Annotated in this window: 30 protein-coding genes; 27 read left to right on the top strand and 3 right to left on the bottom strand. The window is 53.9% G+C overall.

Annotated features, from left to right (window positions below; genetic code table 11):
- Nucleotides 1–149 precede the first annotated feature (149 nt).
- Nucleotides 150–2,147: a hypothetical protein gene (locus tag IMQ33_RS01675; RefSeq protein ID WP_196067748.1), complete on the top strand. Its 1,998-nt coding sequence runs from the start codon at nucleotides 150–152 to the stop codon at nucleotides 2,145–2,147.
- Nucleotides 2,148–2,206: 59 nt separating this feature from the next.
- On the opposite strand, the gene IMQ33_RS01680 is transcribed toward IMQ33_RS01675, so the two are convergent.
- Nucleotides 2,207–3,229 carry a phage portal protein gene (locus IMQ33_RS01680; protein ID WP_196062862.1) on the bottom strand — a complete coding sequence of 341 codons (1,023 nt, stop codon included), beginning with the start codon at nucleotides 3,227–3,229 and terminating at the stop codon, nucleotides 2,207–2,209.
- A complete protein-coding gene (locus IMQ33_RS01685) occupies nucleotides 3,229–5,001 on the bottom strand; it encodes a terminase ATPase subunit family protein (protein WP_196062863.1) in 1,773 nt (590 codons plus the stop codon). The genes IMQ33_RS01680 and IMQ33_RS01685 overlap by 1 nt, the downstream gene beginning before the upstream one ends.
- Nucleotides 5,002–5,139: 138 nt before the next feature.
- Between IMQ33_RS01685 and IMQ33_RS01690 the strand changes: the two genes are divergently transcribed.
- The 11 genes from IMQ33_RS01690 (at nucleotide 5,140) to IMQ33_RS01735 (ending at nucleotide 10,710) form a co-directional block, all read left to right on the top strand.
- Complete coding sequence (locus IMQ33_RS01690; protein WP_179248924.1) at nucleotides 5,140–5,982, top strand: GPO family capsid scaffolding protein; 843 nt, start codon at nucleotides 5,140–5,142, stop codon at nucleotides 5,980–5,982.
- 35 nt (nucleotides 5,983–6,017) lie between these two features.
- Nucleotides 6,018–7,106 (top strand): phage major capsid protein, P2 family, encoded by a 1,089-nt coding sequence (locus IMQ33_RS01695; protein WP_196062864.1) that lies wholly within the window; start codon nucleotides 6,018–6,020, stop codon nucleotides 7,104–7,106.
- A 3-nt stretch (nucleotides 7,107–7,109) separates the two neighbouring features.
- Nucleotides 7,110–7,769, top strand: a complete 660-nt coding sequence (locus IMQ33_RS01700; RefSeq protein ID WP_196062865.1) for a terminase endonuclease subunit — start codon at nucleotides 7,110–7,112, stop codon at nucleotides 7,767–7,769.
- 91 nt (nucleotides 7,770–7,860) lie between these two features.
- Entirely contained in the window at nucleotides 7,861–8,355 is a 495-nt protein-coding gene (locus tag IMQ33_RS01705) for a head completion/stabilization protein (RefSeq protein WP_196062866.1), read from the top strand.
- Complete coding sequence (locus tag IMQ33_RS01710) at nucleotides 8,355–8,558, top strand: tail protein X (RefSeq protein ID WP_196062867.1); 204 nt, start codon at nucleotides 8,355–8,357, stop codon at nucleotides 8,556–8,558. Before IMQ33_RS01705 ends, IMQ33_RS01710 begins: the two co-directional genes overlap by 1 nt.
- 4 nt (nucleotides 8,559–8,562) lie before the next feature.
- Nucleotides 8,563–8,772 carry a holin gene (locus tag IMQ33_RS01715; protein WP_024528243.1) on the top strand — a complete coding sequence of 70 codons (210 nt, stop codon included), beginning with the start codon at nucleotides 8,563–8,565 and terminating at the stop codon, nucleotides 8,770–8,772.
- Complete coding sequence (locus IMQ33_RS01720; RefSeq protein WP_196062868.1) at nucleotides 8,756–9,265, top strand: lysozyme; 510 nt, start codon at nucleotides 8,756–8,758, stop codon at nucleotides 9,263–9,265. The genes IMQ33_RS01715 and IMQ33_RS01720 overlap by 17 nt, the downstream gene beginning before the upstream one ends.
- Nucleotides 9,262–9,693, top strand: a complete 432-nt coding sequence (gene lysB, locus IMQ33_RS01725; RefSeq protein WP_196062869.1) for an Rz-like lysis system protein LysB — start codon at nucleotides 9,262–9,264, stop codon at nucleotides 9,691–9,693. The genes IMQ33_RS01720 and lysB overlap by 4 nt, the downstream gene beginning before the upstream one ends.
- Nucleotides 9,584–9,826, top strand: coding sequence for an Rz1-like lysis system protein LysC (lysC, locus tag IMQ33_RS26035; RefSeq protein WP_230326847.1), 243 nt, complete (start codon nucleotides 9,584–9,586; stop codon nucleotides 9,824–9,826). Before lysB ends, lysC begins: the two co-directional genes overlap by 110 nt.
- The gene (locus IMQ33_RS01730; RefSeq protein ID WP_196062870.1) at nucleotides 9,789–10,256 is read left to right on the top strand and encodes a phage tail protein; all 468 of its coding nucleotides are present in this window, start codon (nucleotides 9,789–9,791) and stop codon (nucleotides 10,254–10,256) included. The genes lysC and IMQ33_RS01730 overlap by 38 nt, the downstream gene beginning before the upstream one ends.
- Nucleotides 10,249–10,710 carry a phage virion morphogenesis protein gene (locus IMQ33_RS01735; protein ID WP_196062871.1) on the top strand — a complete coding sequence of 154 codons (462 nt, stop codon included), beginning with the start codon at nucleotides 10,249–10,251 and terminating at the stop codon, nucleotides 10,708–10,710. The genes IMQ33_RS01730 and IMQ33_RS01735 overlap by 8 nt, the downstream gene beginning before the upstream one ends.
- Here IMQ33_RS01735 and IMQ33_RS01740 read toward each other — a convergent pair.
- Entirely contained in the window at nucleotides 10,673–11,455 is a 783-nt protein-coding gene (locus IMQ33_RS01740; protein ID WP_196062872.1) for a hypothetical protein, read from the bottom strand. The two genes, IMQ33_RS01735 and IMQ33_RS01740, sit on opposite strands and share 38 nt — an antisense overlap.
- Before the next feature lie 137 nt (nucleotides 11,456–11,592).
- Between IMQ33_RS01740 and IMQ33_RS01745 the strand changes: the two genes are divergently transcribed.
- From IMQ33_RS01745 to IMQ33_RS01815, 15 genes are all read left to right on the top strand, one after another.
- Entirely contained in the window at nucleotides 11,593–12,225 is a 633-nt protein-coding gene (locus tag IMQ33_RS01745) for a phage baseplate assembly protein V (protein WP_196062873.1), read from the top strand.
- Nucleotides 12,222–12,572 (top strand): GPW/gp25 family protein, encoded by a 351-nt coding sequence (locus tag IMQ33_RS01750; RefSeq protein ID WP_196062874.1) that lies wholly within the window; start codon nucleotides 12,222–12,224, stop codon nucleotides 12,570–12,572. The genes IMQ33_RS01745 and IMQ33_RS01750 overlap by 4 nt, the downstream gene beginning before the upstream one ends.
- A gap of 4 nt (nucleotides 12,573–12,576) precedes the next feature.
- Complete coding sequence (locus IMQ33_RS01755) at nucleotides 12,577–13,485, top strand: baseplate assembly protein (protein ID WP_196062875.1); 909 nt, start codon at nucleotides 12,577–12,579, stop codon at nucleotides 13,483–13,485.
- Nucleotides 13,478–14,005 carry a phage tail protein I gene (locus IMQ33_RS01760; protein WP_115159973.1) on the top strand — a complete coding sequence of 176 codons (528 nt, stop codon included), beginning with the start codon at nucleotides 13,478–13,480 and terminating at the stop codon, nucleotides 14,003–14,005. The genes IMQ33_RS01755 and IMQ33_RS01760 overlap by 8 nt, the downstream gene beginning before the upstream one ends.
- Entirely contained in the window at nucleotides 13,974–16,721 is a 2,748-nt protein-coding gene (locus IMQ33_RS01765; protein WP_196067749.1) for a phage tail protein, read from the top strand. The genes IMQ33_RS01760 and IMQ33_RS01765 overlap by 32 nt, the downstream gene beginning before the upstream one ends.
- A gap of 1 nt (nucleotide 16,722) precedes the next feature.
- Nucleotides 16,723–17,148: a tail fiber assembly protein gene (locus IMQ33_RS01770; protein ID WP_196062877.1), complete on the top strand. Its 426-nt coding sequence runs from the start codon at nucleotides 16,723–16,725 to the stop codon at nucleotides 17,146–17,148.
- Between the two features lie 318 nt (nucleotides 17,149–17,466).
- Nucleotides 17,467–18,123 (top strand): hypothetical protein, encoded by a 657-nt coding sequence (locus IMQ33_RS01775; RefSeq protein WP_179250529.1) that lies wholly within the window; start codon nucleotides 17,467–17,469, stop codon nucleotides 18,121–18,123.
- 559 nt (nucleotides 18,124–18,682) lie between these two features.
- Nucleotides 18,683–19,852, top strand: a complete 1,170-nt coding sequence (locus tag IMQ33_RS01780; RefSeq protein ID WP_024528258.1) for a phage tail sheath protein — start codon at nucleotides 18,683–18,685, stop codon at nucleotides 19,850–19,852.
- A gap of 14 nt (nucleotides 19,853–19,866) precedes the next feature.
- Nucleotides 19,867–20,376: a phage major tail tube protein gene (locus tag IMQ33_RS01785; RefSeq protein ID WP_166733426.1), complete on the top strand. Its 510-nt coding sequence runs from the start codon at nucleotides 19,867–19,869 to the stop codon at nucleotides 20,374–20,376.
- Between the two features lie 54 nt (nucleotides 20,377–20,430).
- Nucleotides 20,431–20,715 carry a phage tail assembly protein gene (locus IMQ33_RS01790; protein ID WP_115159968.1) on the top strand — a complete coding sequence of 95 codons (285 nt, stop codon included), beginning with the start codon at nucleotides 20,431–20,433 and terminating at the stop codon, nucleotides 20,713–20,715.
- Nucleotides 20,716–20,717: 2 nt separating this feature from the next.
- On the top strand, nucleotides 20,718–20,867 hold the full coding sequence (locus tag IMQ33_RS01795; RefSeq protein ID WP_115159967.1) for a GpE family phage tail protein: 150 nt from the start codon (nucleotides 20,718–20,720) through the stop codon (nucleotides 20,865–20,867).
- The gene (locus IMQ33_RS01800) at nucleotides 20,860–23,544 is read left to right on the top strand and encodes a phage tail tape measure protein (RefSeq protein ID WP_196062878.1); all 2,685 of its coding nucleotides are present in this window, start codon (nucleotides 20,860–20,862) and stop codon (nucleotides 23,542–23,544) included. The genes IMQ33_RS01795 and IMQ33_RS01800 overlap by 8 nt, the downstream gene beginning before the upstream one ends.
- A 12-nt stretch (nucleotides 23,545–23,556) precedes the next feature.
- Entirely contained in the window at nucleotides 23,557–24,030 is a 474-nt protein-coding gene (locus IMQ33_RS01805) for a phage tail protein (protein ID WP_186578681.1), read from the top strand.
- On the top strand, nucleotides 24,027–25,172 hold the full coding sequence (locus tag IMQ33_RS01810; protein WP_196062879.1) for a phage late control D family protein: 1,146 nt from the start codon (nucleotides 24,027–24,029) through the stop codon (nucleotides 25,170–25,172). Before IMQ33_RS01805 ends, IMQ33_RS01810 begins: the two co-directional genes overlap by 4 nt.
- A 96-nt stretch (nucleotides 25,173–25,268) precedes the next feature.
- Nucleotides 25,269–25,487 (top strand): DNA-binding transcriptional regulator, encoded by a 219-nt coding sequence (locus tag IMQ33_RS01815; RefSeq protein WP_179248945.1) that lies wholly within the window; start codon nucleotides 25,269–25,271, stop codon nucleotides 25,485–25,487.
- The last annotated feature ends 33 nt before the right edge of the window (nucleotides 25,488–25,520 follow it).

Here is a 25,520-nt window from a genome sequence, read left to right on the forward strand (position 1 = left end):
CTCCAGCCCTGGCGCGGATCGCGCCGGATCACGCAACTGCATGAAAAGCGACATATGAAGCGGGCAGGCGAGGCGGGGATAGCATTGCGCGCAAGTGGTTGGGATAGTATTGTTAATAAAAGTTTTTTACTAAACAATAAGGCGCGAGAATGGAACTCAATAGATTTATATTAATTTGTGATGGGATAGTACAGCAACAAGTTTCTGATACAAAAATCAATATTGACCATGCATACGAAAAAATAAAGCAATTATGCGATAAGCAAGTTTATATTATTAGACAAAAGGCGAATTCTTTACTTAAGCAGTTAATTATAATGCATGTCTGCGAAGATAGAGATTTACTTTTTTATATAAACCTTTTAAACATTTTACTTGATGGGGCAAGGAATCCTGAAATAGTGGAGAATTATAAAGATGCTAGTAATATTCCTTGGGAAGAATTAATGATAGTTGCTTATCAGTCAAAAGATAACTCTCATTTTTTTAGAAGTGATTACGATGCGTTATTATACAGAAAAAAAGATGTCAATTTAGCACACTCCTGCAAGTTTCTTAAAGAACATGGTTTTGGTGTTGTAGTTGATGAGGATCGTATTTTAATAGATTCATCTTCATATGATGGAATTAACTTAAAAATTAATAGTCTTTGTCAGGAAATTGGCGGATTCAAAATCCTTCAACTCGCTTTTAATAATATAAATGGAGCGTATGATGAAGGTCTTTCTCGGTTCCATATTACTCGAGTTGTTACACAAGGAGTTACAGCCGTAGATTACGCCATCCCATGGGGCTATATTATAGCTCTTGGGGTTAAGAATATTAATCATGCAGGAAGTGATGAAAAATGCAAGAGTAGTTTCCTTGAGCTTTTAGACCTCACAATGCACATAATATCTGTGTTTGAGGTTCAACCTTATAGTGTATGGGAGGCTGTGTACCTAAGTTCCAATAAACTTATTGAATTTCTTCAGGACTGTGTCGTATATGATAACCTTGTTTCTTTTTTTCAGATCAACAGTCGATACAGTAAAAGCATGATTAGGTATCTAACATATGATTTTATACAATCTAATCATCAGAGTTTCAATTTCTCGCTAAAAGATATTGTGAAGTTAGCTAACACATTAATAGATATGTCCCACCGGCATGAAGTGAAAAGAATAAGTGCAAATGAAATAGCCAATAAGGCAAAGTTACCGATAAGGAAAGTGCATGGAATAATAGATAATATTCTACATGCTCAGAGTGGCAATCGCTCTCTCGGTTTTCCTCCATCAAGCGTCAATATAGACCATAATTTAAAGCCTCTTTTTAAAAACAAAAATAATTATTATTTACTACCTAAAAGTATTACCTCTTTATCAGTTCTTAACTCAGTGCTAGGGCAGATAAGTAGACCGAACGGTAAATTTGATAATCCAATAGATGGTAAGTTGGGCGATAAAGTAGAAGATTACATAAGAAATGCGTTTAATCAAAAAGGAATAATCACTTATACAGGGGAAGTTTTTGCTGGTAAAGGTAATATAGTAGGTGAAAGCGACATAATAATTGAATCTAGTAACTGTATATTTCTTTTTGAAATAAAAAAGAAGTCGCTAACAAGAAAGGCCATGTCAGGGGAGGGTGTTGATTTGCTAATTGATTTGGCCGCTAGTGTTTTAAGATCGCAATGTCAGGCATTTAAAATGGAATATTTACTTCGATTGAATGGTGAAATAACACTTGTCAGTAATGGTGGGGAGACAAAAATACATTTGAATAATAGGGAAATTCGAAGGGTTTCTGTTAGTTTGCATGACTTTGGAAGCTTGCAAGATAATATAACGTTAAAAACAATACTAAACGCAAGCATATCATCGATAATGCATGCCTGTGATCCTTTAATTGATCCAAAACTCGATTCATGGAGAAATTATGTCAAAGATATAAATAACTACCTTATCTTAATGGAATCTATCCCCCCCGCCAAGTCCCACCTGTTTCAAGACTCTGCCTTTATGAGTGTCCCTCAAATATTAACAATCTTGGAAGATAGTAACACAGCTGACGAGTTTTATAATCACTATCGCTCTGCTGAATCAATTACTTTCTCAACGCGAGATTTTTATAAAGAGTTTGCCTTACGAAATCGTACTAATTAAAATAAAGACCAGCAATCTTTAACGGTAAAGTACTGGTCTTGTTTTTAATAAGACCAGTGCTAAGTCATTTTATATTTTTTAAAATTAATTATGTCGATTCCAAAAAAATAATTTGTCTCTTTAATCCTTTCTTGCAGTGGTAAAAGTTCATTCCTGACAAAAACCTGAGCAGCCTTTTCAATATCCCCAAACCCCCCGGTATTATTCGGGATGATCCCCATCATCTGCGGCGGCACGCGGTGCGCGCTCAACAAGTCATCCCGGCTAGAGTTCTTGATATTGAAAAAGTCATCCTTGGTGGCGACCTCACTCAACGGCAAAATCTTGATGCCATCGGGCTTACCGTTCGGCGCATACATAAACAGGTTACGGAAGTTGCCTAGCCCTTTGGTATCTCGCATTGCCTGGCGCATTCGGTCAACGTCACTTGTACTTTGTGCTGCATCGGTCATATACAGGATGTAACCGGCGTGCGCGCCGTTCTGGTAATACTTGCGGCGGAACAGGGTGGCAGCTTCATTCAACCAGGCAGAGTTGAGCGCGCTCAGGTATTCCGGCAGTCCATACAGCTCCTGGTTAACATCCGGTTCAATCAGATGAAACACGCTACCTGGTTCAAATTGATGCGCCTCCTTCCAATCCTGCACAAACCAGTAGGTATCCGGTTCCACACCACGTCGGGTGTATTTGGCCGGTGAACACTGTAGGCGCAATGGTTCACCAAGTTGGTTCTTGCGCAGTTCCAGGAAGGCATTGCCAAACACCAGATAATCTAGCGCATAGCGGCTAAACTCCTGCTGGCTTAACAGCGGGTGCGGAATAAAGGTGGAGGCCAGAATATTGCGCTTCACAAACATCGGTGAGCTGTGGTGTACAGCGGCCCGCATACTGCGCGCCAGTCCGTCAAAGCTGATCGGAGGCTCGTACCATTTGCCGTTACCGCAACATTCCAGGTGATCCAGGATTTCCCGCTTATCCATCACCGGTGATGGCTCCCCAAAGGTAAACGCCTCCACGTTCTGCGGGGCGGTGGGGTGCGTGGTGGTGGTGGTGAATGCCTTACGGCCTTTGCGCTTGCTCATCAGTAAAACTCCAAAATGTTCGGGCTGCTGTGGCCGCTACCGGCGGTCAGCGGTTCGTTTAACAGGGCGTGCATGATTGCCCAGGCCAGATCGGCATGGCTGGCTTCTTCACTGCGGCTGGCGGTGTACGTCGAACGCGCGCCGCTGGCGGTCATGGTTTTGCGGATCGCCATAAACGAGGCGGTGATATCGGTGTGGCTGGTGTCGTATTCCAGGCAACCGCGCCCGATGGTGTCTTTGGCCTTCAGCACCATGGCGGTCTTGATTTCCGGGGTGTATTTGATTTCTCGGGCGGCGGGGAAGAACTCCCGCACCAACTGGAACACCCCTTGCCCGACGGTGGTCGCATCGATACCGATGTATTCCACGCAGTATTTGTCGGTGAGGTCTTTGATTTTCTGCGCCTGGTCGGCAAAGTTCATACCCTGCCATTGGTGGCGCTCCAATATGCGGAACTTGCCCCCGGCCACCATCGGTGGCGCGATGACCGCACACCCGGCACTGTCGCCGCCATTGGCTTCCGACGGGTCATAACCAATCCACACCGGACGATAGCCAAAAGGCCGCACCGCATACGGGTTGACGTCTTCCCATTCTTCCAGCGTATCCACCATGCAGCTCTGCAACTCGACGAACGGGAACACCGAGGCGCTATCGTCCACGAATTCGCACATCAACAGGTTCTGATACTCGGATGGGCTGTATTCGAGCGTGAGTTGATTGAGGTCGAACAGGTTACAACCGCCGGTCAGCGCATCTTCGACCGTGACAATTTGTCGCCACTGCCCATCCTCACACAGCACGCCTTTCGATAGATGGCTGTGACTGAGGTCGAGCTGAATGTGATCGTTCTTGCAGCGGCGGCCTTTGTTGAACAGTTCCCCCGACCAGAACGGATAAGCGGAGTGCGCCAGACTGGACGGCGTAGAAAAATAGGTGGTGCGCCATTTCTTGTGCAGCGACATGCCGCTGGCGACCTTGCGAAGTTCCTGGAACTTGGGGATCCAAAAGTATTCATCCAGGTACAGATTACCGGTGTAACTCTGCGCGGTGCGCACGTTGGTGCCGAGGAACATCAGCCGTGCGCCGTTGGGTAACACCATCGGATCGCCTTTCAGGTCAACCTCGACCAGGCGCGCAAAATCAATGATGTAATTGCGGAAGACATGCGCCTGGGCCTTGCTGGCCGACAGGAAGATTTGATTGCGCCCGGTGGTCAACGCATCCAGCAGCGCTTCACGAGCAAAGAAGAACGTCGCCCCGATTTGGCGTGACTTGAGGATGTTACGGATGCGGTGTTGCAGCCCGGCGCGATACCACCCCATCTGGTAATCGAAGGTGGTCTCCATAAAGATGCTGCTGAGTTTCTCAATGGCCGACTCGCTGAACAGGTTACGTTCTACGGGCTTGCGTTCCCCCTTGTTACGGTTGGCAACGTTAGGGTTTAAATCTGCCTCATTACCGCTTTGGGCGTAGCGGTTGACCCTTGCCAGCCGTTCAATCTGGCGGCCCAACAGGTCAATCTCTTTAAAGTCGATCCCCTCCTTGTGGGTCTTCATGATGAGCTGTATCAAACGCGCTTCCATGCTTTGCTCTACGCGGGAAATGGGCGCGATGGCGTCCCACTTGTCGCGTAGCTTCCAGCTCTGCACGGTCGGTGCCTTGGCGTGTAGCGTTTCGGCAATCTGGCGCACGGAGAAGCCCTGCCAGTAAAGCAAGGCCGCTTGGCGGCGTGGATCGCTGATGATGGTTGTTGTCGGTGTTGTATTCATGCTTCCAAGGCTACGTAAGCCCGTTGCAGCCCGCCTTAAGTCCCTGTTGTGTCTACGATCTTCCAACTGCAACGCGTTGAGCCTGCTCGCCGTTGTCCGCACACTGGCCCCGAACTTAACAATCGGAGAGCCGTTCACATGGCAAAGAAAGTTTCAAAGTGGTTTCGCATCGGCATGGAGGGTGACACCTGCGACGGTCGCGAAATTGACGCCAACGATATTCAGCAGATGGGTAGCAGCTATAACCCGAAGGTGTACGGGGCCCGTATCAACCTGGAGCACATCAAGGGGATTTTGCCGGACAGTGATTTCCGCCGTTATGGCGACGTGATCGAGCTGAAGGCCGAACAGATTGACGATCCGGACGAACCACGTTTGCACGGCAAATGGGCGCTTTATGCCAAGTTGTCGCCGACCGCTGAACTGGTGGCGATGATTGGCAAGAGCCAAAAGGTCTACACCTCAATGGAAATCGGCCGCAACTTTGCCAAGACCGGCAGCAGCTACCTGATCGGGTTGGCCGTGACCGATGACCCGGCCAGCTTGGGCACTGAAATGCTGGCTTTCAGCCGTACCGCCCAACATAACCCGCTGGCTGCCCGCAAGGCCGACCCGGCCAATGTCTTCACCGCCGCCATTGAAGCGCTGATTGAGTTTGAAGAGGTCGCCGATCCGGAACAGACCTTTGCCGCCCGTGTTAAAGCGATGTTTAGCCGCAAGCAGGTGACGGATGATGCGCGCTTTAGCGAAATGGAAGGCGCGGTGATGACCGTCGCCGAGCAGGTGCAAGGCACCGAGCAGCGCTTTAGCCAGCTTGAAACCACGTTGACCCAACAGGTCGCCGATCTCAAGCAACAGGTGGACACTGGCGCAACGGCATTTACCGCCCTCAAACAGCAGCTTTCTACTACCGAAAGTTTCAGCCAGCGCCCGGCAGCAACGGGTGGCAGTGGTCAAAACGACGTGCTGACCGACTGCTAAACCGCACCGAACAAGATAACCAACAGGATAAAACCATGCGTCAGAAAACCCGCTTTCAATTTAACAAGTTTCTAAGCCGTATCGCCGAGCTGAACGGCGTCGATACCGGTGATCTGGATAAGAAATTCAGCGTTGAACCGTCCGTTACGCAAACCATCATGACCCGCGTGCAAGAGTCCTCGGCGTTCCTGAGCAGCATCAACATTGTGCCGGTCGCCGAGATGAAGGCAGAAAAGGTGGGCCTGGGCGTTAATGGCACCATTGCCAGCACCACCGATACCAGCGGCGGTGACGAACGTGAAACCGCCGACTTTGCTTCCCTGGATAAAGACGGCTATTTCTGCCAGCAGGTGAACTACGATTTCCACATCCGCTATAACACCCTCGACCTGTGGGCGCGTTACCAGGATTTCCAAACTCGCCTACGTGATGCCATCGTCAAGCGCCAAGCGCTTGATCGTATCACCATCGGTTTTAACGGCACTCATCGCGCCAAGACCTCTAACCGCCTTAAAAATCCGATGTTGCAGGATATCGCCGTAGGCTGGTTGCAAAAATACCGTAATGAAGCCGCGTCCCGCGTGATGAGCAAGGTGGTTGATGATAAAGGCAATATCATTTCCGAAATGATCCGCGTGGGGGCCGGTGGCGATTATGCCAACCTCGATGCATTGGTGATGAATGCCCATGCGGAATTGCTCGCCGAATGGTATCAGGAAGATCCGGGACTGGTGGTGATCTGCGGTCGTAAACTGCTGGCGGATAAATATTTCCCGTTGGTCAACCAGGCACAGCCTAACAGTGAAAGCATGGCGGCTGACATGATCATCAGTCAGAAACGCATCGGTAACCTGCCAGCGGTACGTGTGCCGTATTTCCCGGCCAATGCGCTGATGATCACCCGTCTGGATAACCTGTCTATCTACTGGCAGGAAGACACACACCGCCGTCACCTGGAAGAGAACCCCAAGCGCGATCGTATCGAGAACTACGAATCCATCAACGAGGATTATGTGGTGGAAGATTACGCCTGCGGCTGCGTGGTAGAAAACATCGAGTTGGGTGACTTCACACCGAAAGCGCCAACTCCGCCGGAAGACACCCCAGAAAAAAGCGGAGAGTAAGCCATGACCAGCCCGGCACGCCGCCACTTCTTGCGCCAATCCGCCATTGAGGCCGCCCGTCAGGAGACGGGCCCTACGGCCCATGCCAACGGCTATGAGCTGATGTTGCTCAAGCTTTATGAGGATAAGCGCAGGCTCAAGCAGGTGCGTTCCCAGGAACGCAAAGCCGACCTTAAGCGCCAGTTGCTGCCGGAGTATGCCCCGTGGGTGGCCGGTGTTCTGGCGGAAGGGCGCGGCGCGCAGGACGTCATTCTGATGACGGTGATGATCTGGAGTCTGGATGCGGGGGATATCTCCGGCGCGCTGGCGATTGCTCGCTACGCGCTGCGCTACAAACTGGTGCCGCCCAATGGGTTCAACCGCTCCACGCCGTACCTGATTGCCGAAGATGTCGCCGAGTCGGCTACCCGTGCCCATGAGGCCGGGCAGGCGGTCAACATCGATCACCTGATGCAGACCATGGAACTCACCGACGCCGAAGACATGCCCGACCAGGTACGCGCCAAGCTGCACAAAATCACCGGCTATGTGCTGCGTAACGCGGGCCGGGCTGAACTGGCGTTAAACCACCTGAAACGGGCGTTGCAGTTGCATAACGGCTGCGGCGTCAAAAAGGACATTGAACGGCTGGAGCGTGCCATTCGCAACGCTGCCAGCCGCTGACAGAACGCGCCCCGCGCCGGGCGGCACGAGAGCGGCGATCGGTTAATCCGTATCAAAGCCCTCGTCCACCGCCCCCTATTATCGAGGTCATATGAGTACCGTCGTTATTCAAAAGCCCCGCCCGGATGCGCCCGCACTGCGTCCCCCGGCGGAGGATGAGCCGATCGTGAAAAACAGTTTTTTCTGGCCGGATGTCAACCCGCTGGAGGTGCGTGATGTGATGCGTATTGAAGGCACCATTACCGCACCGCGTCTGCGCCGGGCGATTAAATCCGCCATCGCCGAAGTGAATGCCGAACTGTTTATTTTCCGCCGCGACCAGATGGCGGATGGCTATCACCGGCTGGCGGATGTGCCCGCAGAAGTGCTCGACGGTGAAAGCGTGCGGGTGAGTGAGTACCAGAACGCGGTGAGCGCTATGACCACCGCGTTGCTGTCGGAGCAATACCGCAGCCTGGACACCACAGCCACCGGCAGCCGTAAAGCGGAGGTGATCGAGTCTTCCATTGATGAGCTGTGGCGAACCGCCCGCAACGCCATCAGCAACGTGGCCGAGCGTAGCCACTGCATTATCGGGTTGCTGTGATGCAGGTTATCGCGCAGCAAGGTGACACGGTCGATGCCCTGTGCTGGCGTTACTTTGGCCTTACTCAGGGTGTGGTCGAGCAGGTGTATTCACTCAATGCCGGATTGGCCGATGCCGGGGCCATCCTGCCCCACGGCCAGCTGGTGACGCTGCCGGATGTGACTGTCTCGCCGCAGCGTGAAACCGTTAATTTATGGGACTGATCCTATGGAGCGTATTACCTCGTTTTTCGCTTACGCCATGGCAGTATTTCTCGCCTGGGTGGGCAAGTATTCCCCGCAGGATATTGCCTTTATGGTCGGGGCGGCGGTGGGTGTCGGCACCTTCCTGGTCAACTGGTACTACCGCCGCAAAACCTATCGGTTGCTCAACCGGCTCGGACTTTCTCGGAGGGTAGCGGATGAGCTCAATCGCTAAACGTTGCACCGCCGCTGTCGTGCTGGCCCTGGCGATGCTGTTACCGCAATTCAGTACCCTGCAAACCTCACCCGCTGGGCTGCGCTTAATTGCCGATTTTGAAGGTTGCCAGCTTTACCCCTACCAGTGCAGTGCCGGGGTGTGGACATCCGGCATCGGCCACACCGCAGGCGTGGTGCCGGGCAAGGTTATCAGTGAACGGCAAGCCGCCGTCAACCTGGTGGCGGATGTCTCCCGCACTGAACGAGCCATCGGGCGTTGTATGCCGGTGACTATGCCGCCGCCGGTGTATGACGCGGTGGTGGCCTTTGCCTTTAACGTGGGCACCACGGCGGCATGTGGCTCCACCCTGGCCGGGTTTATCCGTCGGCAGGATTGGCACAGTGCCTGCCAGCAGTTGCCGCGCTGGGTATACGTCAACGGGGTGAAGTCGAAAGGGCTGGAGCGCCGCCGGGCAGCGGAGCAGGCGTTGTGCTTACAGGGGGCGCGATGAGCAAACGCACGGCGTTGTTATCGGCGCTAACGCTGTTGGCCATCATCGGCTGGCTGAAATGGCAGGTGGTTTCCTTGGATAAATCCCTGGCGGAGGCGCAACAGCAAAACAGCACGTTAACTGCTGCCGTCAACAGCCGCGACACGGTGATCACCGCGTTGCAGCGTGAAACCGGTCAACAGACTGAGGCCGAACAGCAATTGAGAGACACATTAGCCGGGGCGCAACGTCTGGCCCTTCGGCGTGAACAACAATTACAGAGGGCACTCAATGAAAACCAGGCACTACGTGAGTGGTTTAGCCGGGCTTTGCCTGCTGATGTTATCCGGCTGCACCAGCGGCCCGCCTTCACCGGCACCGGCGATTATTTACGTTGGCTGTCCGATGGTCAGTCCGTGTCAGATCCCGGCCAGCCAGCCGAGCACTAACGGGGATTTAAGCGCGGATATTCGCCAGCTTGAACACGCCCTGGCGACCTGCGCAATCCAGGTCGATATGATTAAACAGTGTCAGGAACGCCATCATGATAAAGCCCCAACAACTGCGCGCCGCGCTGACTGACTCGTTGCCCTGGCTGCAACGCAACCCGGAGAATCTGCGCCTGTTTACCGACAGCGGGCGCATTGCTTCTACGCTCGCCAGCTCGTTGTCGTTTGAATATCAGTTTCGGCTAAACCTGCTGATCACCGACTACAGTGGGGATATGGATCTTATCATCGTGCCGATCTTGGCCTGGTTGCGAGAGAACCAACCGGACATCATGGCGACCGAGGAGAAGCGGCGCACCGGCTATACCTTTGAGGCCGATATCAACAATGATGGCTCGTTTGATATCAGCATCAACCTGCAACTGACCGAGCGAGTGGTTGTGAAAGAGCAGGGCGGTGCACTGCATGTGGATCATCTGCCGGAACCGCCGTTGCCGGAAGACGTGATCCGTCCGATGCAGTTGTATGTTCACGGTGAATTAGTGAGTGAATGGCATGAATGAACTTGAACCCTTTGAGACCAAGCTCGCCGGGCTGATTGGTAACCTGTCGCCGCAATCGCGTAAGGCGTTGGCTGTTACCATTGCCAAGCGGCTGCGCGCAAGTCAGCAGCAGAATATCCAGCGGCAACAGGCACCCGACGGCACGCCCTATACTCCACGCAAAACCCAGTTACGGAGTAAGCAAGGGAGAATTAAACGGGCGATGTTTACCAAGCTGCGCACGGCACGCTATTTAAAAGCCAACGGCAGCAGTAATGCCGCCGTGGTGGAGTTTGTGGGGCGGGTTAAACGCATGGCGGAGGTGCATCATTATGGGTTACGGGATCGGCCTTCGGTACATAGTTCGTATGTGAGATACGAAAAACGCCAGTTACTTGGTGTTCATGCCAGTGATGTTAAAGATATAGAACAGATAATCATCCAATCAATTCTTGGTTTAAATCCTGATCATTAAAATGCTGGAGTGATATACCGTTCCACTTACCTACATATCCCTCAAATGCTATCCAAAAATCAGAGTATTTTTCTCTGTGATTTTTGTAGAGGCTTTCAATAAGCCAAGACTGATATCCGCTGATAAGTTCTTTGTATTTATTGACGAAATCATGAAAATAGATGCAGCTTTGATGTGATGCTATGTATTCCCTGCTGACATCAGTCATTCGTTCAAGGTTTATTAAGTCTAGCGTTGAGAATGCAAAGCCGCCAGTTAATACTACGTGAACTCCATCCATATTAGTCTGGCTGCTTTGGTTTAAGATAGGTAATATCATTCTCTGATGGGTCATTACATTTCTGATATCTTCAATGAATTTCGTGACAGGCTCACTCTTAAAGTATTGATTTATCTTGCGGTCATTTTCAGATCGGAAGCTTTTCTCTAAGTATTCTGATCTTCTTATTGCGTTTCTGGATAGATCTCGGAGGGATATGGCTGAAAAAATAAAATTCAAAAAATAACGAGTTACATCAAGATGGGCGCGCTTAAGCTTTTCATCGTCGTCAAATAAAATCGCGCACTCTTCAATGTTGGAATACTTGTTTAGTAACTTAATTAGGTGGTTGTAATTCTCCATGAAAATAATACCGCTAAAATGAATTGCATGTAAATCCTCTTGGGACTGATGCGCAGGGGTTCCCGAAAACTTAATGTACTCATTAAATTTCTCAAGTACTCTAGCTTTTTCTTCTCTGTTCATTTCTTCCTTACTTTTGAGTGTTGAAACACCTAGGTAATTTATGTGTGAAAATATTATACACATAATTTCTTGTTGTATCTCGTTTCCTCCAACGGTCTCGACTGGTCTTCTTGAATACCTCTCGGCATGCTTACCATATGAACACTCAAACCGATATCCTGCGCCTACTGCGCAATCTGATCCGCATTGGCACCGTGAATGCTGTTGATCTAGAACACGGCCTTTGCCGAGTAGAAACCGGCGACAACCTCACCGACTGGCTGCATTGGCTCACTTGCCGGGCGGGCCGTTCCCGTTCCTGGTGGGCACCGTCCGAAGGCGAACAGGTGTTGATTCTGGCGCTCGGTGGTGAACTGGATACCGCCTTTGTGTTGCCGGGCATATTCTCAGATGACTTCCCAGCCCCGTCGGCCTCGGCAGAGGCGCTGCATATCAGCTTCCCGGATGGGGCGGTACTGGAGTACGAACCCGCCACCGGCGCGCTGATCGTCACCGGCATTAAAACTGCCACGGTAGAGGCGTCCGAGTCCATCACCGCCAGCACCAAGGTGGTGATGGTGAATGCCAGCCAAAAAATCACGCTCGATGCCCCCGTGGTGGAATGCACCAACCAGCTTGTGACTGGCACTATCCAGATTAAACAGGGCGGCAGTATGACCGGCAATCTCACCCACACCGGCGGCAATATCACGTCTAACGGCGTGGTGATCCATACCCACACCCACGGCGGCATTCAGCGCGGCGGTGGCAACACGGATAAACCGGCATGAACAACGCAAAATACGTAGGGATGGATCGCGCCACCGGACGGGGGCTAACTGATATCGACCATATCCGCCAGTCAGTGGCTGACATTCTTATCACGCCAGTGGGCTCTCGCCCGATGCGCCGGGCGTATGGTTCGTTACTGTCCGAACTACTCGACCAGCCGCAGAATGACGCATTGCGTCTGCATATCATGGCCGCTTGCTACAGCGCGATCCTGGCCTGGGAGCCTCGTGTGAAACTGACCGGCATCACCTTCAATACTGCCTATGACGGCAAGATGGTGATCGACCTCACCGGCACCCGTACCGATATCCCTAGCGCGTTGTCGCTGTCCATTCCTGTGAGCTAAACCCATGCCAACCATTGACCTGAGCCAACTCCCTGCGCCCGCCCTTGTTGAGGTGCTTGACTATGAAAGCCTGCTGGCCGAACGCAAAGCCACGTTGATTTCGCTCTACCCTGAGGAACAGCGCGAAGCTGTAGCCCGCACCCTGGCGCTGGAGTCCGAACCGCTGGTGAAGCTCCTACAGGAGAATGCCTATCGGGAAGTGATTTTGCGCCAGCGTGTTAACGATGCTGCCCGTGCCGTGATGGTGGCTTTTGCCACCGGTAGCGACCTCGACCAGTTGGGGGCAAACGTCAATACCCCACGGCTGACCATCACGCCAGCCGATAGCTCCACCTTGCCGCTAACACCGGCGGTGATGGAGTCCGACAGTGATTATCGGGTGCGTATCCCGCAGGCGTTTGAAGGCATGAGCGTGGCCGGGCCGTCCGGTGCCTATGAATATCATGGACGCTCTGCCGATGGTCGGGTGGCTGATGTGAAGGCAACCAGCCCCAGCCCGGCCTGTGTGACCATCTCGGTATTGTCTCGGGAAGGTAACGGCACCGCTAGCGCCGACCTGTTGGCTGTCGTTACCCGTGCGCTGAATGATGAGGATGTACGCCCGGTGGGGGATCGCGTGACGGTGCAATCCGCCGCTATCGTCCCATACACCGTTGAGGCGGTGCTCTATCTCTATCCGGGGCCGGAGTCAGCTCCCATTCAGGCCGCCGCTGAGGCCAAGCTTAAGCATTACATCACCGCACAACACCGGTTAGGGCGTGATATCCGCCTGTCAGCCCTTTATGCCGCACTCCATGCCGAAGGTGTGCAGCGTGTGGAACTGAAAAAGCCGCTGGCCGATATCGTGCTGAACAATACCCAGGCGTCCTACTGCGAACAGTACCGCATCACCGTCGGGGGATCCGATGAATAACCGTCTGTTGCCGGTCGGTTCTTCTGCGCTGGAGGTGGCCGCCGCCCGTGCCTGCGCCGAACTGGCACGCATCCCGGTGCCCGTGCGTGACCTGTGGAACCCGGACACCTGCCCGATCGCCTTGTTGCCATACCTGGCCTGGGCGTTCTCGGTTGATCACTGGGATGAACGTTGGCCGGATACCGTCAAGCGCAACGTGGTGACGTCAGCGTTTTACCTGCACCGTCACAAGGGCACCCTGGGGGCCGTGCGCCGTGTGGTTGAGCCACTCGGCTATCTCATCAAGGTACTGGAGTGGTGGCAAAACAATGATCCACCCGGCACCTTTAGACTGGATATCGGTGTGTTGGAAACCGGTATCACCGAAGCCATGTACCAGGAGATGGAGCGGATGATCGCTGATGCCAAACCGGTCAGCCGTCATCTTATCGGCCTCAATATCGTGCAGGACGTTCAGGGCCAGATCCACACCGGCGTCGGCACGTTTGATGGCGACACACTTACCGTTTACCCCGGATAACAAGCGAGACAACATGAGCAAATATAAAGCCATTCTGACCACCGCCGGGGCGGCAAAAATTTCGGCCGCCAGTGCGGGCGGCAAACCGTTGAAGATTGACCGGATGGCCGTCGGAGACGGTAACGGCAAATTACCCACGCCCAACCCCGCCCAGACCAAACTGGTTAACGAGCGTCACCGGGCGGCCCTCAATTCACTGACGGTTGATAAGGCTGCGCCAGATCGGCTTATTGCCGAGTTAGTCATTCCTGCCAATGTTGGTGGCTTCTGGCTGCGTGAAATGGGCCTGTATGATGCAGACGGCACGCTGATTGCGGTCAGCAACATGGCGGAGTCCTACAAGCCGAAGCTGGAAGAGGGCAGCGGGCGCACGCAAACCTTGCGGATGGTGGTGATTGTCAGCCACACCGAGGCTATCACGCTGATTGTCAGTGGAGACATGGTGATGGCGACCCGTGATTTTGTGGCGGCGGCAATTAATGACCATGCCAAATCCCGCAACCATCCGGACGCCACCACGGCGGCCAAGGGGTTTGTGCAACTGAGCAGCGTAACCAACAGCACCAGTGAAGCCCTGGCGGCCACACCCAAAGCGGTTAAGGCTGTGAATGATGCAGCGGTGAAGTTGGCGCAGAACCTGGCTGACCTACCGGATAAAGCCAAGGCCCGCGTGAGCCTGGGGCTGAAGGCGGCGGCATTGCGAGAGGTGGGAGGTTCAACCGGCCAACTGATGGAGGTCGGTGCTTTCGGCTTAGGGGCCACCTGTGCGGTGGTGTCTGATCCTAATGAGATAGGCCGTAGTGGTTTTTTCGGACTGACTACCGGGAAACACAAGAACAGCCCTAACCTCAATGCTTCCTGGGAAGTGCTGTCGATTTGCTATGACGGCGGCAGTCGCAAGCAGATTTTCATGCAAGCGGGGGCATCCACGACTAAAACTCATATTCGCTATCGCAGCTCACCCGGTGGCGTCTGGGGGCCTTTCCAGTCTTATTACAGCACCGAGAACAAACCTACGGCGGCAGAGGTTGGTGCGCTGACGGATGCGCAAGCCTTGCAGAAGTATGCCCTGCGTTCCATCAAGGTGAACGGCAAACCCATTTCAGCCGATGTTAACTTGCAGGCCGGGGACGTGAACGCCTGGAACAAGACCGAAGCGGATACCCGTTACCTGATGCTGTCAGGCGGGACAGTCAAAAACCTGACGGTCAAAACCGGTTCTACTGGCACGGAGAATACGTCTCTGCTGATAGATGGCGTTGAACACACGCCCTTGGTGTTAAAGCGCAGCAGTGCCACCGCCAATCTGTCGATCGGTTTTCAGCTCGGCGGTAGTGCGCCGCTGTATCGGCTAGGCATTAATGACAAAAATAATCTGTCCTGGGGCACCGATGCCAACCAGGCCAGCAATGCCACGATTTACCACACCAAAAACAAGCCCACGGCGGCGGATGTCGGTGCTCTGACGGACGCACAAGCGGTGCAGAAGTATGCATTGCGTTCTATCAAGGTGAACGGAAAACCTATTTCAGCCGATGTTAACCTGCAAGCCGGGGATGTGAACGCCTGGAACAAGACCGAGGCAGATAACCGCTACCTGCTGAAGACCGGCGGGATCGTCACGGGGAAAACCCGCTTTGCTGCCGGAGTTAACTTCGGTAATGAAAACACCTCGGTTGAAGGCGGCAGCGATGCGGCCGGGTTTACTTCTAACAACCTGATGCTGAAAAGCTGGTACGGCATTGGTTTCTTTAATACCTGCACCACGTCGGGTTTGAAAGGCGTGACAGGCTATATCAACACCCGCAGCGGTGACCTGCAGATGAAAGGGCGGGTGTTAGCCGATACTCAGGTGATTGAGGCCGGTAAGCGAGTCTATTCCCCCAACAACAAACCGACAGCGGCGGACGTGGGGGCACTGACCGACGCACAAGCGGCGCAGAAATATGCACTGCGCTCCATCAAGGTGAACGGCAAGCCGTTGAGTGGGGATGTCAACCTGGTGGCAGGGGATATCAACGCCTACACCAAAACCGAAGCAGATGGCCGCTATCTGATGAAAAGTGGCGGCCAACTGACCGGCACGTTAAAGACCAGCGCAGAAATTCAATCGACCACCTCGGATAACTACCGATTGGTGGGTGGCGATTACGGGACATTCTGGCGCAATGATGGCAACAGTCTGTATTTGCTGATGACCAATGCCAAAGCTCCTTACGGTTCCTATAACGGGTTACGTCCTTTCTCTGTCAATGTAAAAAATGGCGACGTGGTTTTAGGGCATAACGCCATTGTGAGTGGCAACCTCAAGGTTGGGCAGGCCACCCACAGCGCTGACGGTAACATTATGGGCAGTCGCTGGGGCAATAAATGGTTATGGGACGCGATTGTAGAGCAGGTTAATGGCCGTGTTGACTGGGGATCTTTTAACAACCGCTCGCATGTGGCGGGCAACCGGCAGGCATGGTGGTACAAGGACGAACTGACCGGCTTCATTTTCCAGGGTGGCGTGGTCAACCGGGGCGAAGGCTATCTGACCTGGGTGGGTTTTCCGCGTGGCTACACACAGGACTGTTTCGGCGTCCAGCTCACACTGGCCGGGCATTGGGGAGATTCAAACATGAATATGGAAGCACAAAGCCTGTCGGCAGGCGGGTTTAATGCAGCGCTGGGGGATAACGAACGCGTGGTCTTCTGGTGGGCAGTAGGGGTATAAAATGAGTTACGGATACAGTGCAACCACCAATATTCTCTATGTATTGGAAGATAAACCGGCCTATGACGCCAACGGTAATTGGCCGGAGGATGTGAAACCCATTACTGATGCAGAGTGGACGACGTATTGCGCACAAGGGCCAGAAGGGAAAATGCGGGGTGCTGATAGCCAGGGTTTACCCTGCTGGGTCGATATCCCGCCGCCGTCAAAAGCGCAGGCGGTGCAGGCAGCCAAGGTAGATAAATCACAACGGCTGGCACTGGCGACAAAGAAGATCGCCCCGTTGCAGGATGCGCAAGAGCTGGGGATAGCGTCAGCCGATGAGCAAGCGCAGTTACTGGCCTGGAAGCGTTACCGGGTGCTGATTAACCGGGTAGATGCTGAAGCCGCGCCGGATATGGATTGGCCGCCGGAGCCGGAGGCGTAAAAACAGGGCCCGCTGTACAAGGTAGCCTCACTTTAATCGTCCTGGTAGATAGCCTAATGCGCACTCTGTGATCAGGCTGACAAAAGAAATGCCTTGCGTAAGATATGCTTATCAATTATACAAAATAGACGGTTAGGGATAAAACGATAGATTAGGGAGTGACTTTTTTCATGGAACGATTGTCAAATGAAATGCTAATAGATGAGTCAAGTATTGTTGAAGGTCATTCTTATAGGGATGATAGTCACTATTTGTTGCTTTTTTCTCTAAACGTTGTTTGTATTTTTAATAATTGCAAGCTCGAAAAGGGAGTGTGATATGAGCAGCAATATGGAGATAGCCAAACGTATAGTGAAAGCCATTTTATCACCGGACTCAGTGATAGGGTTTTTTCATGGTGTGCTATCAGTCCCTAAAGATCTAGGGTATTTGGCCTATGGCTATATGGATACTGATACCCGATTCATGCGTGAGTCAGAACGAATTAGAATGGTAGGTGCCATTAAACATGGCATCTTAGAAAACAAAAATTTTGCTGAAACTATTGAGACTGTATTAGATAAGTTTAGCGACAACGTTCCTGAGAAAAAAAAGGATAGTATTTACAGCCAGGTGGCTTTCTCAATGGTCGGTAGAACAGTTACAAACTCTGTGATAGCGGGTAGGTTAGCCATTGCTGTTTCTCAAAGTAGCTCTCTTTTGGTGGCGGTTCGGGGTGGGATTATGGGCAATATCCTTCTGATGGGCGGGATGGCTGAACGTAGCATTTATACATCCAGAGCATTACAGCAAAGCGACCCTGAAATATACTATGCATTACATCGTAAGAATTACGATCTTCTATATTTTTTGGTGGAGCCTTTACTGGAACCCTTTGTGGAAGCTCTGAGGGTAAAAAGAACTCAAGGGCAGCCTGAGTTTGATAAAATTTTGGATATGGTAGAAGATGAACTCAAAAAATCAAAAAGGCCATGAGATAAAGCAGAGCCTTTTTAGGCGGTTGATGCATACTGCTTTAGAAACTATGGCGTCAATTTTAGGCGGTGCATTGGTTCTTATATGTGCATATTGGTTTTTCCATTTTGATACATGGCATGAGCGATTTATTTATATCACTTTATCTATAGTGGTTGTGTATTTGATTTGTAAGGTATTGCCTGATAGGCCAGAGTAAAAAATGTTTTATCTGGTAGCTAACGTTTCCCTAACGGTTAAATCATTAAGTAAACCCACCAAATGTTACCCAAGCGCCCATAAATAAAGCCCGCATAAAATGCGGGCTCTTGGGGTTGTGGCGTTTCCCTGATGTTGCCACAAGAAGCCCATTAACCCTAGAGGAATGGCTAAAACTCGTCCAATCGATTCGCTAGATCAATAACACGATATTGATCGGTGAAAACGATCGTAGCCCCTGCATTGACTTGCTTCCCTTCTACCGCCTGTTGTCTGGTCGGCCTTCCATCTGTCACCACGTGCAGCCTTGTCTGCCTGGCGGCATGCTGTTTGCACCAACTCACAACGGAGCAAGCCGCTTATGGCTGACTATCATCACGGCGTGCGTGTCATCGAAATCAACGACGGCACCCGCGTAATCTCAACCGTTTCGACGGCCATCGTCGGCATGGTCTGCACCGGGGAAGATGCCGATGCCACACTGTTTCCCCTCAACACCCCGGTATTAATCACCGACGTGCTGGCCGCCAGTGGTAAGGCCGGTAAAAAAGGCACCCTGGCCGCGTCACTACGCGCCATTGCCGAACAGGCCAAACCGGTTACGGTGGTGGTGCGTGTAGCCGAAGGCAAAGATGAAGCCGAAACTACGTCCAACATCATCGGCGGTGCGGATGAGAATGGCCGCTACACCGGCATGAAAGCGTTGCTGGCCGCGCAAGCAGAATGCGGGGTTAAACCGCGTATCCTCGGCGTACCTGGATTAGATAACCAAGCGGTGGCGACTGCGCTTGCCAGCGTCTGCCAGCAGTTGCGCGCCTTTGGGTATATCAGTGCGTTCGGTTGTAAAACCGTGTCTGAGGCCATCAAGTACCGCGACAACTTCAGCCAGCGCGAGCTGATGCTGATTTGGCCGGAGTTCATCACCTGGAACACCACCGCCAACAGCAGCGACATTGCCACGGCCACCGCCCGTGCGCTCGGCTTGCGCGCCAAAATCGACACGGAAACCGGCTGGCACAAAACCCTGTCCAACGTCGGTGTTAATGGCGTGACCGGTATCAGTGCCTCGGTGTTCTGGGATTTGCAGTCACCGGGCACCGATGCTGACCTGCTCAATGAAGCCTGTGTCACCACGCTGATCCGCAAAGACGGTTTCAAGTTCTGGGGCTCCCGCACCTGCTCGGATGATCCGCTGTTCCTGTTTGAGAACTACACCCGCACCGCGCAGGTGATTGCCGACACCATGGCCGAGGCGCACCTGTGGGCCGTTGACCGCCCGGTCACACCCACGCTGATCCGCGACATGATCGACGGCATCAAGGCCAAATTCCGCGAACTGAAATCCGCCGGGCTGATTATCGACGGGGATTGCTGGTATGACGACAGCGCCAACGATAAAGAAACCCTCAAGGCCGGCAAGCTGTTTATCGATTACGACTATACCCCAGTGCCACCGCTGGAAGATTTAACCCTGCGCCAACGTATCACCGACAAGTATCTGGTGACGTTCGCCGCGTCCGTGAACCGCTAAGGAGTCGTTGCGTTATGGCACTGCCGAAAAAACTGAAGTACCTGAACCTGTTCAACGACGGTTACAGCTATATGGGCGTGGTGTCCTCGCTCACCTTGCCCAAGCTTACCCGCAAGCTGGAGAAGTATCGCGGCGGCGGCATGAACGGTGCCGCGTCTACCGATATGGGGCTGGACGATGACGCCCTGGCCCTGGAGTGGTCGATGGGCGGTCTGGATGAATTGGTGTTGCAACAGTGGGGCAGCGTCGATGCGGTGCCGCTGCGCTTTGCCGGTTCCTTCCAGCGTGACGATACTGGTGAGGTCTCCGCCGTGGAAGTGGTGTTGCGTGGGCGCCATAAGGAAATCGACTTTGGCGAGTACAAGCAAGGGGAAGACACCGAAACCAAGGTGGCGACCGAATGCACCTACTTCAAGCTGACCATTGACGGCAAAGAGCTGATTGAAATCGACACCGTGCATATGGTGGAGAAGGTCAACGGCGTTGACCGCCTGGCCGAGCACCGCAAAGCCATCGGTATGTAATTTTTGCGCCAGTCTACCCGGCTGGCCGTTATCCCTGTTTATTGAGAGAACATCATGAAAGACGAAAAAGACGACAACCTGGTGACGCTGGAAAACCCGATCCAACGCGGTGACACCACCATTACAGAAATCCGCATCACTAAGCCCAATGCAGGCACCTTGCGTGGTGTCGGGTTGGCGGCTGTTGCCAATGCCGACGTTGACGCGCTGCTGATTGTACTGCCGCGCATGACCTACCCGAACCTGACCAAAGACGAGTGCCACCGCCTGGAATTACCCGACCTGGTGGCGCTGGCCGGTAAGGTTGTCGGTTTTTTGTCGCCGAACTCGGCAGCGTAGCAATGGACGCCCGATTGGGCGTGGATGATCTGATGGCGGATATCGCAGTGATATTCCACTGGCCGCCGTCGGAAATGGCCGGAATGTCGCTCACCGAGCTGCTGAACTGGCGGGATAAAGCGGTGCAACGCAGTGGAGTGAACCATGAGTAATCGGCTACAGCTTCAGGTGTTGTTGAAGGCCGTCGACCAGGCCACTCGCCCGTTAAAGAGTATCCAGCAGGCCAGTAAAAAGCTGGCAGCGGATATCAACGTGACTCAGGGCACCCTCAAATCCCTGGATGCACAGGCGCGCCGGATTGAGGGCTTTCGCAAAACCAACGGGCAATTGGCGGTCACCGGCGAGGCACTGAAAAAGGCCAAGGCGGAAGCCGCCGCCCTGGCGGTGCAATTCAGGGCCACGGCAAACCCTACGGCGCAACAGGCGCGGCTACTGGCCGCGTCCAAACGGGCCGCCAGTGAGTTGCAAACCAAATACAACGGCCTGCGCCAATCGGTGCAGCGCCAGCGGGAGGCACTCAACGCCGACGGTATCGCCACCCGTAACCTGAGCGCCGAACAGCGCCGGTTAAAAGCCAGCGTGACCGAGGCCAGCGCTAGCCTGGCACGTCAGCGGCAAGAGCTGGAACGCCTGAGCCAAAAACAGAGTGCAGTGAACCGCGTCAATGCACGTTACCAGAGTGGTAAAGCGCTGGCCGGATCAGTACGCAATGCCAGTGCCGCCGGGGTCGGGGTTGCCACTGCCGGGCTGTACGCCGAAAGCCGGTTTATTGCACCGGGCGTCGAGTTTGACCGGCAGATGTCGGATACCCAGGCCACCCTGGGACTGGCAAAGAATGACCAGCAACTGGCGGCGATACGCCAACAGGCGAGGGACATTGGCGCGACCACGGCGTTTTCTCCGACCGATGTCGCCCGTACCCAATCGGTGTTGGCTAAATCTGGTTTTGACGGTAACGCCATCCTCAAATCGACCGAGTCCACCGTCAATCTGGCGTTGGCGTCTGATTTGGACATTGCCGACGCGGCAGACATCATCACCAACATGCAATCGGCGTTTAACCTGCCGATCGATGAGGTGCAGCGCGTTGCCGATGTGATGACCAAGGGATTCACCAGCTCCAACAGCAACCTGATGGATTTTGGCGAGGCGATGAAGTATGTCGCGCCGATTGCCGAAGCCGCCGGGGCCAGCATTGAAGACACCACCGCAATGCTCGGCGTGTTGGCGGATAACGGCATCAAGGGCAGTATGGCCGGAACGGCGACCAGCGCGATGTTTACCCGCCTACAGTCCCCAGTTGGGCAAGCGGGGAATGCGCTGTCAGAGTTGGGGGTAAAAACCCAAGACGACAAAGGCAACATGCTGCCGATTGCCGGTATTTTGCAGAAAATCGATTCGTCGTTTAAAAAACACAAACTGGGTACCGCGCAGCAGGCGGAATACCTGAAGGTGATTTTTGGCGAAGAAGCGATGAAAGGCGCGATCAAGCTGATCGGTGCCGCCGGTAACGGCAAGCTGGCGACCAAGCATGACACGGTGAGCCGTTCCAAAGGGGCGACCGCGCAGATCGCCAAGGTCAAGGTAGACAACCTGGACGGCGACCTGAAAAACCTGTTCTCCGCCTGGGAAGATGTGCGTATTGAGGTGTTCGACGGGCAGAATGGTGCGCTGCGTCAACTGACCACCACGGCAACGAATTGGTTAGCAACCGCTGGCACCTGGGTAAGGGCCAATCCTGAACTGGTCGGCACCCTGGTGAAAGTGACCGCCGGAGTCACCGCGCTTATTGGCGGGCTGGCCGCACTCGGTCTGATTGCCTGGCCGGTAATGGCCGGGGTCAATATGTTGGTGGCCGGTGCCGGGTTGCTGGGTACGGTGTTTACAGTGGTGGGCGGTGCGGTTGCGGCAGCGTTTACCACCATTACCTGGCCGGTTCTGGCATTGATTGCCACAGTTGCCGCCGGTGCGTTGCTTATCCGCAAATACTGGGAGCCGATTAGCGCCTTTATCGGTGGCGTTGCCGAGGGCTTTAAGGCAGCTATGGCCCCGGTGGCTACGGCTTTCTCACCGCTCAAGCCGATTTTCGACTGGTTTGGCGAGAAGATTAAAGCCGTCTATGACTGGTTTATGGCGCTGCTGGCCCCGGTGAAGTCTACCCAGGCCGAACTGCAAAGCGCCGCCGAGATGGGGCGTAAGTTTGGATCCGCCATTGCGGGCGCATTGAACCTGCCGATGCAGGTACTGGAGAAGCTCGGCAGCAAGGTCGGTTGGCTGGCGAAAAAGCTCGGACTGATGAAGGACGAAACCGCCGAGCTGGATAAGCAGACGGTAATCAATGCCCCGACTGCTACCGGTGTCGACGGGTTGGGTTATTCGCCCAGCGGTGGCTTGCTGGCGGCCAACCCGGCACCGGTAGTGAAAACGGCTCCGCCAGTGGGCGCGCCTGGCGTGTTACCGGCCCCGGTGGTCAATGTGACCTCCAACACCGCTTTACCGCCACCGGTGGTGCAGGTTTCCCCGGCAGCCATTGTTTTGTCACCGGAGGTTGAGGCACCCGACCAGCCCACGACATCCGTCATCGCCCCAGAGCAGCTCGCGCCGTCGGTGAATGTCCAGGCTGCCAAGCCGTTAGCACCGCAGCGTTACGCACCGGTGGTGCCGGGGGCGTCCAGCGCCTACACCGACAACAGCGTGACGCATAACCAGTTTGATGTTGTCGTTCCCCCAGGGATGAGCCAGGAAGAGGTCATCGGGTTGTTGAACGAGGCGCAGGCTCGACAAGATCGCGAACGCCGCGCCCGTGCGCGCAGTGCCATGACCAGCTAGAGGAAAATCACCATGATGCTAACGCTAGGGTTCTTTGTTTTCATGCTGCAAACGCTGCCTTACCAGTCAATGCAGCGCACGGCGGATTACCGTTGGCCGACCAATGGCCGGGTGGGGCAGCGGCCTGCCGCGCAGTTCCTGGGGCTGGATGAGGAGAAAATCACGTTATCCGGGGTGTTGTTGCCAGAAATCACCGGCGGGCGCTGGTCACTGCTGACCGTGCAGTTGATGGCGGAGCAGGGGCGAGCCTGGCCGCTGATTGAAGGCACCGGCACCATTTACGGCATGTTCGTGATCGAGTCGGTGAGCGAGACACACAGCCAGTTCTTTGCTGACGGCAGCCCGCGCCGCACCGAGTTTACCCTGACCTTAAAGCGGGTTGATGAATCGCTGGCGGCGATGTTTGGCGACCTGCGACAGCAGGCGGGTGAGTTGTATGGGCAAGCCGGGGAACTGGCCGGAAAGGTGGGCGGGTTCTTGTCATGATCACCGGCGTATCATTACCCGCCGGGGCGCGCATTGCCCCGGACTTCTCCCTGACCCTACAGGGAAACGATATCACCCATAACATCCGCGCCCGGCTGCTGTCGCTTACGCTGACGGATAACCGCGGCTTTGAGGCTGATCAGCTCGATATCGAACTGGACGACAGCGACGGCCTGATGGTGATGCCGCAGCGTAATGCGGTGCTGTCACTGGCGCTAGGTTGGCAGGGCTCGCAACTGACGCACAAAGGGCGGTTTACGGTGGATGAGGTGGAACATCGGGGCGCACCAGATACGCTCACCATTCGCGCCCGCAGTGCCGATTTTAGGGGCTCGCTCAATACCCGCCGGGAAGCCTCTTATCACGACACCACCCTGGGTGACATCGTGCAGCAGATTGCTGCACGCAATACACTTACCGCCAAGTTGGCCGCCGGGTTGGACGCGATAAAAATCAGCCATATTGACCAGACACAGGAAACGGACGCGGCGTTTGCTACCCGGCTGGCGTCACTCAATGGCGCGGTAGCCGCCGTTAAAAATGGGTACCTGCTGTTTATCCGCCCAGGGAACGGCAGCACGGTGAACGGCAAACCGCTGCCGGTGATGACCATTACCCGCCGTGATGGCGATCGACACAACTTCAGCCTGGCCGATCGGGATGCCTACACGGGCGTGACCGCAAGCTGGCTTAACACCCGACAGCCCAAGCCGCAGAAGGTGAAACTGCAGCGCAAACCCAAAACGCAGCACTTGCGTGCCCTGCAACACCCGAAGGCCAAACCGGCCACACAGAAGGCAGCTAAACCGGCTGAACCGCAGAAAGGGGAATACCTGGTCGGTGCGGAAGATAACGTGTTTACCCTCCCAACGGTGTATGCCACGCAAGCTGCTGCCATGCGTGCCGCGCAGGCCAAGTGGGAGAAGCTACAGCGCGGTGTGGCGGAATTCTCGTTATCCCTTGCCATGGGCCGTGCGGATCTGGTGCCGGAAACGCCGGTACAGGTGAGCGGGTTTAAACAGGTGATCGACGCACAACCCTGGATCGTGAGCAAGGTGGTGCATAACCTGAGTAACAGCGGTTTTACGACGGCGGTAGAGTTAGAGGTTTTGCTGTCTGAAATTACTTATTCAGTATCGTAATGTGAATTTAATTTGTAAATTCACTTAAAGGTAGTTTCGTTCCCGATCTTGAGAGGTATTATCGCCAGCATTAAGGGATAGAGGAGGGGATACCTAATGATGCATTGCCCGATTTGCCGAACCGCAGCACATGCCCGTACCAGTCGTTATCTGAGTGAGAACACCAAAGAGCGTTATCACCAGTGCCAGAACATAAACTGTAGTTGTACGTTTGTGACCCTGGAGTCTATCCAACGCCAAATCGTGACACCGGGGAAGATTGATATCGTGCCGCCGCACCCAACCAGGGGAAATCAAGGGGCACTTTGGATCTGACATGAAGCCTGCGAAAGCAGGTTTTTTTGTGGC

The sequence above is a fragment of the Serratia sp. Res13-Sevr-LER1-36-b genome, assembly GCF_015673035.1.
GTDB classification, from domain to species: domain Bacteria; phylum Pseudomonadota; class Gammaproteobacteria; order Enterobacterales; family Enterobacteriaceae; genus Chania; species Chania fonticola_C.

What these genes read in the sequence shown, in the direction of transcription:
- IMQ33_RS01675 (WP_196067748.1), top strand. Translation starts at nt 150, where the DNA reads ATGGAACTCAATAGATTTATATTAATTTGTGATGGGATAGTACAGCAA.
- IMQ33_RS01680 (WP_196062862.1), bottom strand. Translation starts at nt 3,229, where the DNA reads ATGAGCAAGCGCAAAGGCCGTAAGGCATTCACCACCACCACCACGCAC.
- IMQ33_RS01685 (WP_196062863.1), bottom strand. Translation starts at nt 5,001, where the DNA reads ATGAATACAACACCGACAACAACCATCATCAGCGATCCACGCCGCCAA.
- IMQ33_RS01690 (WP_179248924.1), top strand. Translation starts at nt 5,140, where the DNA reads ATGGCAAAGAAAGTTTCAAAGTGGTTTCGCATCGGCATGGAGGGTGAC.
- IMQ33_RS01695 (WP_196062864.1), top strand. Translation starts at nt 6,018, where the DNA reads ATGCGTCAGAAAACCCGCTTTCAATTTAACAAGTTTCTAAGCCGTATC.
- IMQ33_RS01700 (WP_196062865.1), top strand. Translation starts at nt 7,110, where the DNA reads ATGACCAGCCCGGCACGCCGCCACTTCTTGCGCCAATCCGCCATTGAG.
- IMQ33_RS01705 (WP_196062866.1), top strand. Translation starts at nt 7,861, where the DNA reads ATGAGTACCGTCGTTATTCAAAAGCCCCGCCCGGATGCGCCCGCACTG.
- IMQ33_RS01710 (WP_196062867.1), top strand. Translation starts at nt 8,355, where the DNA reads ATGCAGGTTATCGCGCAGCAAGGTGACACGGTCGATGCCCTGTGCTGG.
- IMQ33_RS01715 (WP_024528243.1), top strand. Translation starts at nt 8,563, where the DNA reads ATGGAGCGTATTACCTCGTTTTTCGCTTACGCCATGGCAGTATTTCTC.
- IMQ33_RS01720 (WP_196062868.1), top strand. Translation starts at nt 8,756, where the DNA reads ATGAGCTCAATCGCTAAACGTTGCACCGCCGCTGTCGTGCTGGCCCTG.
- lysB (WP_196062869.1), top strand. Translation starts at nt 9,262, where the DNA reads ATGAGCAAACGCACGGCGTTGTTATCGGCGCTAACGCTGTTGGCCATC.
- lysC (WP_230326847.1), top strand. Translation starts at nt 9,584, where the DNA reads ATGTTATCCGGCTGCACCAGCGGCCCGCCTTCACCGGCACCGGCGATT.
- IMQ33_RS01730 (WP_196062870.1), top strand. Translation starts at nt 9,789, where the DNA reads ATGATAAAGCCCCAACAACTGCGCGCCGCGCTGACTGACTCGTTGCCC.
- IMQ33_RS01735 (WP_196062871.1), top strand. Translation starts at nt 10,249, where the DNA reads ATGAATGAACTTGAACCCTTTGAGACCAAGCTCGCCGGGCTGATTGGT.
- IMQ33_RS01740 (WP_196062872.1), bottom strand. Translation starts at nt 11,455, where the DNA reads ATGAACAGAGAAGAAAAAGCTAGAGTACTTGAGAAATTTAATGAGTAC.
- IMQ33_RS01745 (WP_196062873.1), top strand. Translation starts at nt 11,593, where the DNA reads ATGAACACTCAAACCGATATCCTGCGCCTACTGCGCAATCTGATCCGC.
- IMQ33_RS01750 (WP_196062874.1), top strand. Translation starts at nt 12,222, where the DNA reads ATGAACAACGCAAAATACGTAGGGATGGATCGCGCCACCGGACGGGGG.
- IMQ33_RS01755 (WP_196062875.1), top strand. Translation starts at nt 12,577, where the DNA reads ATGCCAACCATTGACCTGAGCCAACTCCCTGCGCCCGCCCTTGTTGAG.
- IMQ33_RS01760 (WP_115159973.1), top strand. Translation starts at nt 13,478, where the DNA reads ATGAATAACCGTCTGTTGCCGGTCGGTTCTTCTGCGCTGGAGGTGGCC.
- IMQ33_RS01765 (WP_196067749.1), top strand. Translation starts at nt 13,974, where the DNA reads ATGGCGACACACTTACCGTTTACCCCGGATAACAAGCGAGACAACATG.
- IMQ33_RS01770 (WP_196062877.1), top strand. Translation starts at nt 16,723, where the DNA reads ATGAGTTACGGATACAGTGCAACCACCAATATTCTCTATGTATTGGAA.
- IMQ33_RS01775 (WP_179250529.1), top strand. Translation starts at nt 17,467, where the DNA reads ATGAGCAGCAATATGGAGATAGCCAAACGTATAGTGAAAGCCATTTTA.
- IMQ33_RS01780 (WP_024528258.1), top strand. Translation starts at nt 18,683, where the DNA reads ATGGCTGACTATCATCACGGCGTGCGTGTCATCGAAATCAACGACGGC.
- IMQ33_RS01785 (WP_166733426.1), top strand. Translation starts at nt 19,867, where the DNA reads ATGGCACTGCCGAAAAAACTGAAGTACCTGAACCTGTTCAACGACGGT.
- IMQ33_RS01790 (WP_115159968.1), top strand. Translation starts at nt 20,431, where the DNA reads ATGAAAGACGAAAAAGACGACAACCTGGTGACGCTGGAAAACCCGATC.
- IMQ33_RS01795 (WP_115159967.1), top strand. Translation starts at nt 20,718, where the DNA reads ATGGACGCCCGATTGGGCGTGGATGATCTGATGGCGGATATCGCAGTG.
- IMQ33_RS01800 (WP_196062878.1), top strand. Translation starts at nt 20,860, where the DNA reads ATGAGTAATCGGCTACAGCTTCAGGTGTTGTTGAAGGCCGTCGACCAG.
- IMQ33_RS01805 (WP_186578681.1), top strand. Translation starts at nt 23,557, where the DNA reads ATGATGCTAACGCTAGGGTTCTTTGTTTTCATGCTGCAAACGCTGCCT.
- IMQ33_RS01810 (WP_196062879.1), top strand. Translation starts at nt 24,027, where the DNA reads ATGATCACCGGCGTATCATTACCCGCCGGGGCGCGCATTGCCCCGGAC.
- IMQ33_RS01815 (WP_179248945.1), top strand. Translation starts at nt 25,269, where the DNA reads ATGATGCATTGCCCGATTTGCCGAACCGCAGCACATGCCCGTACCAGT.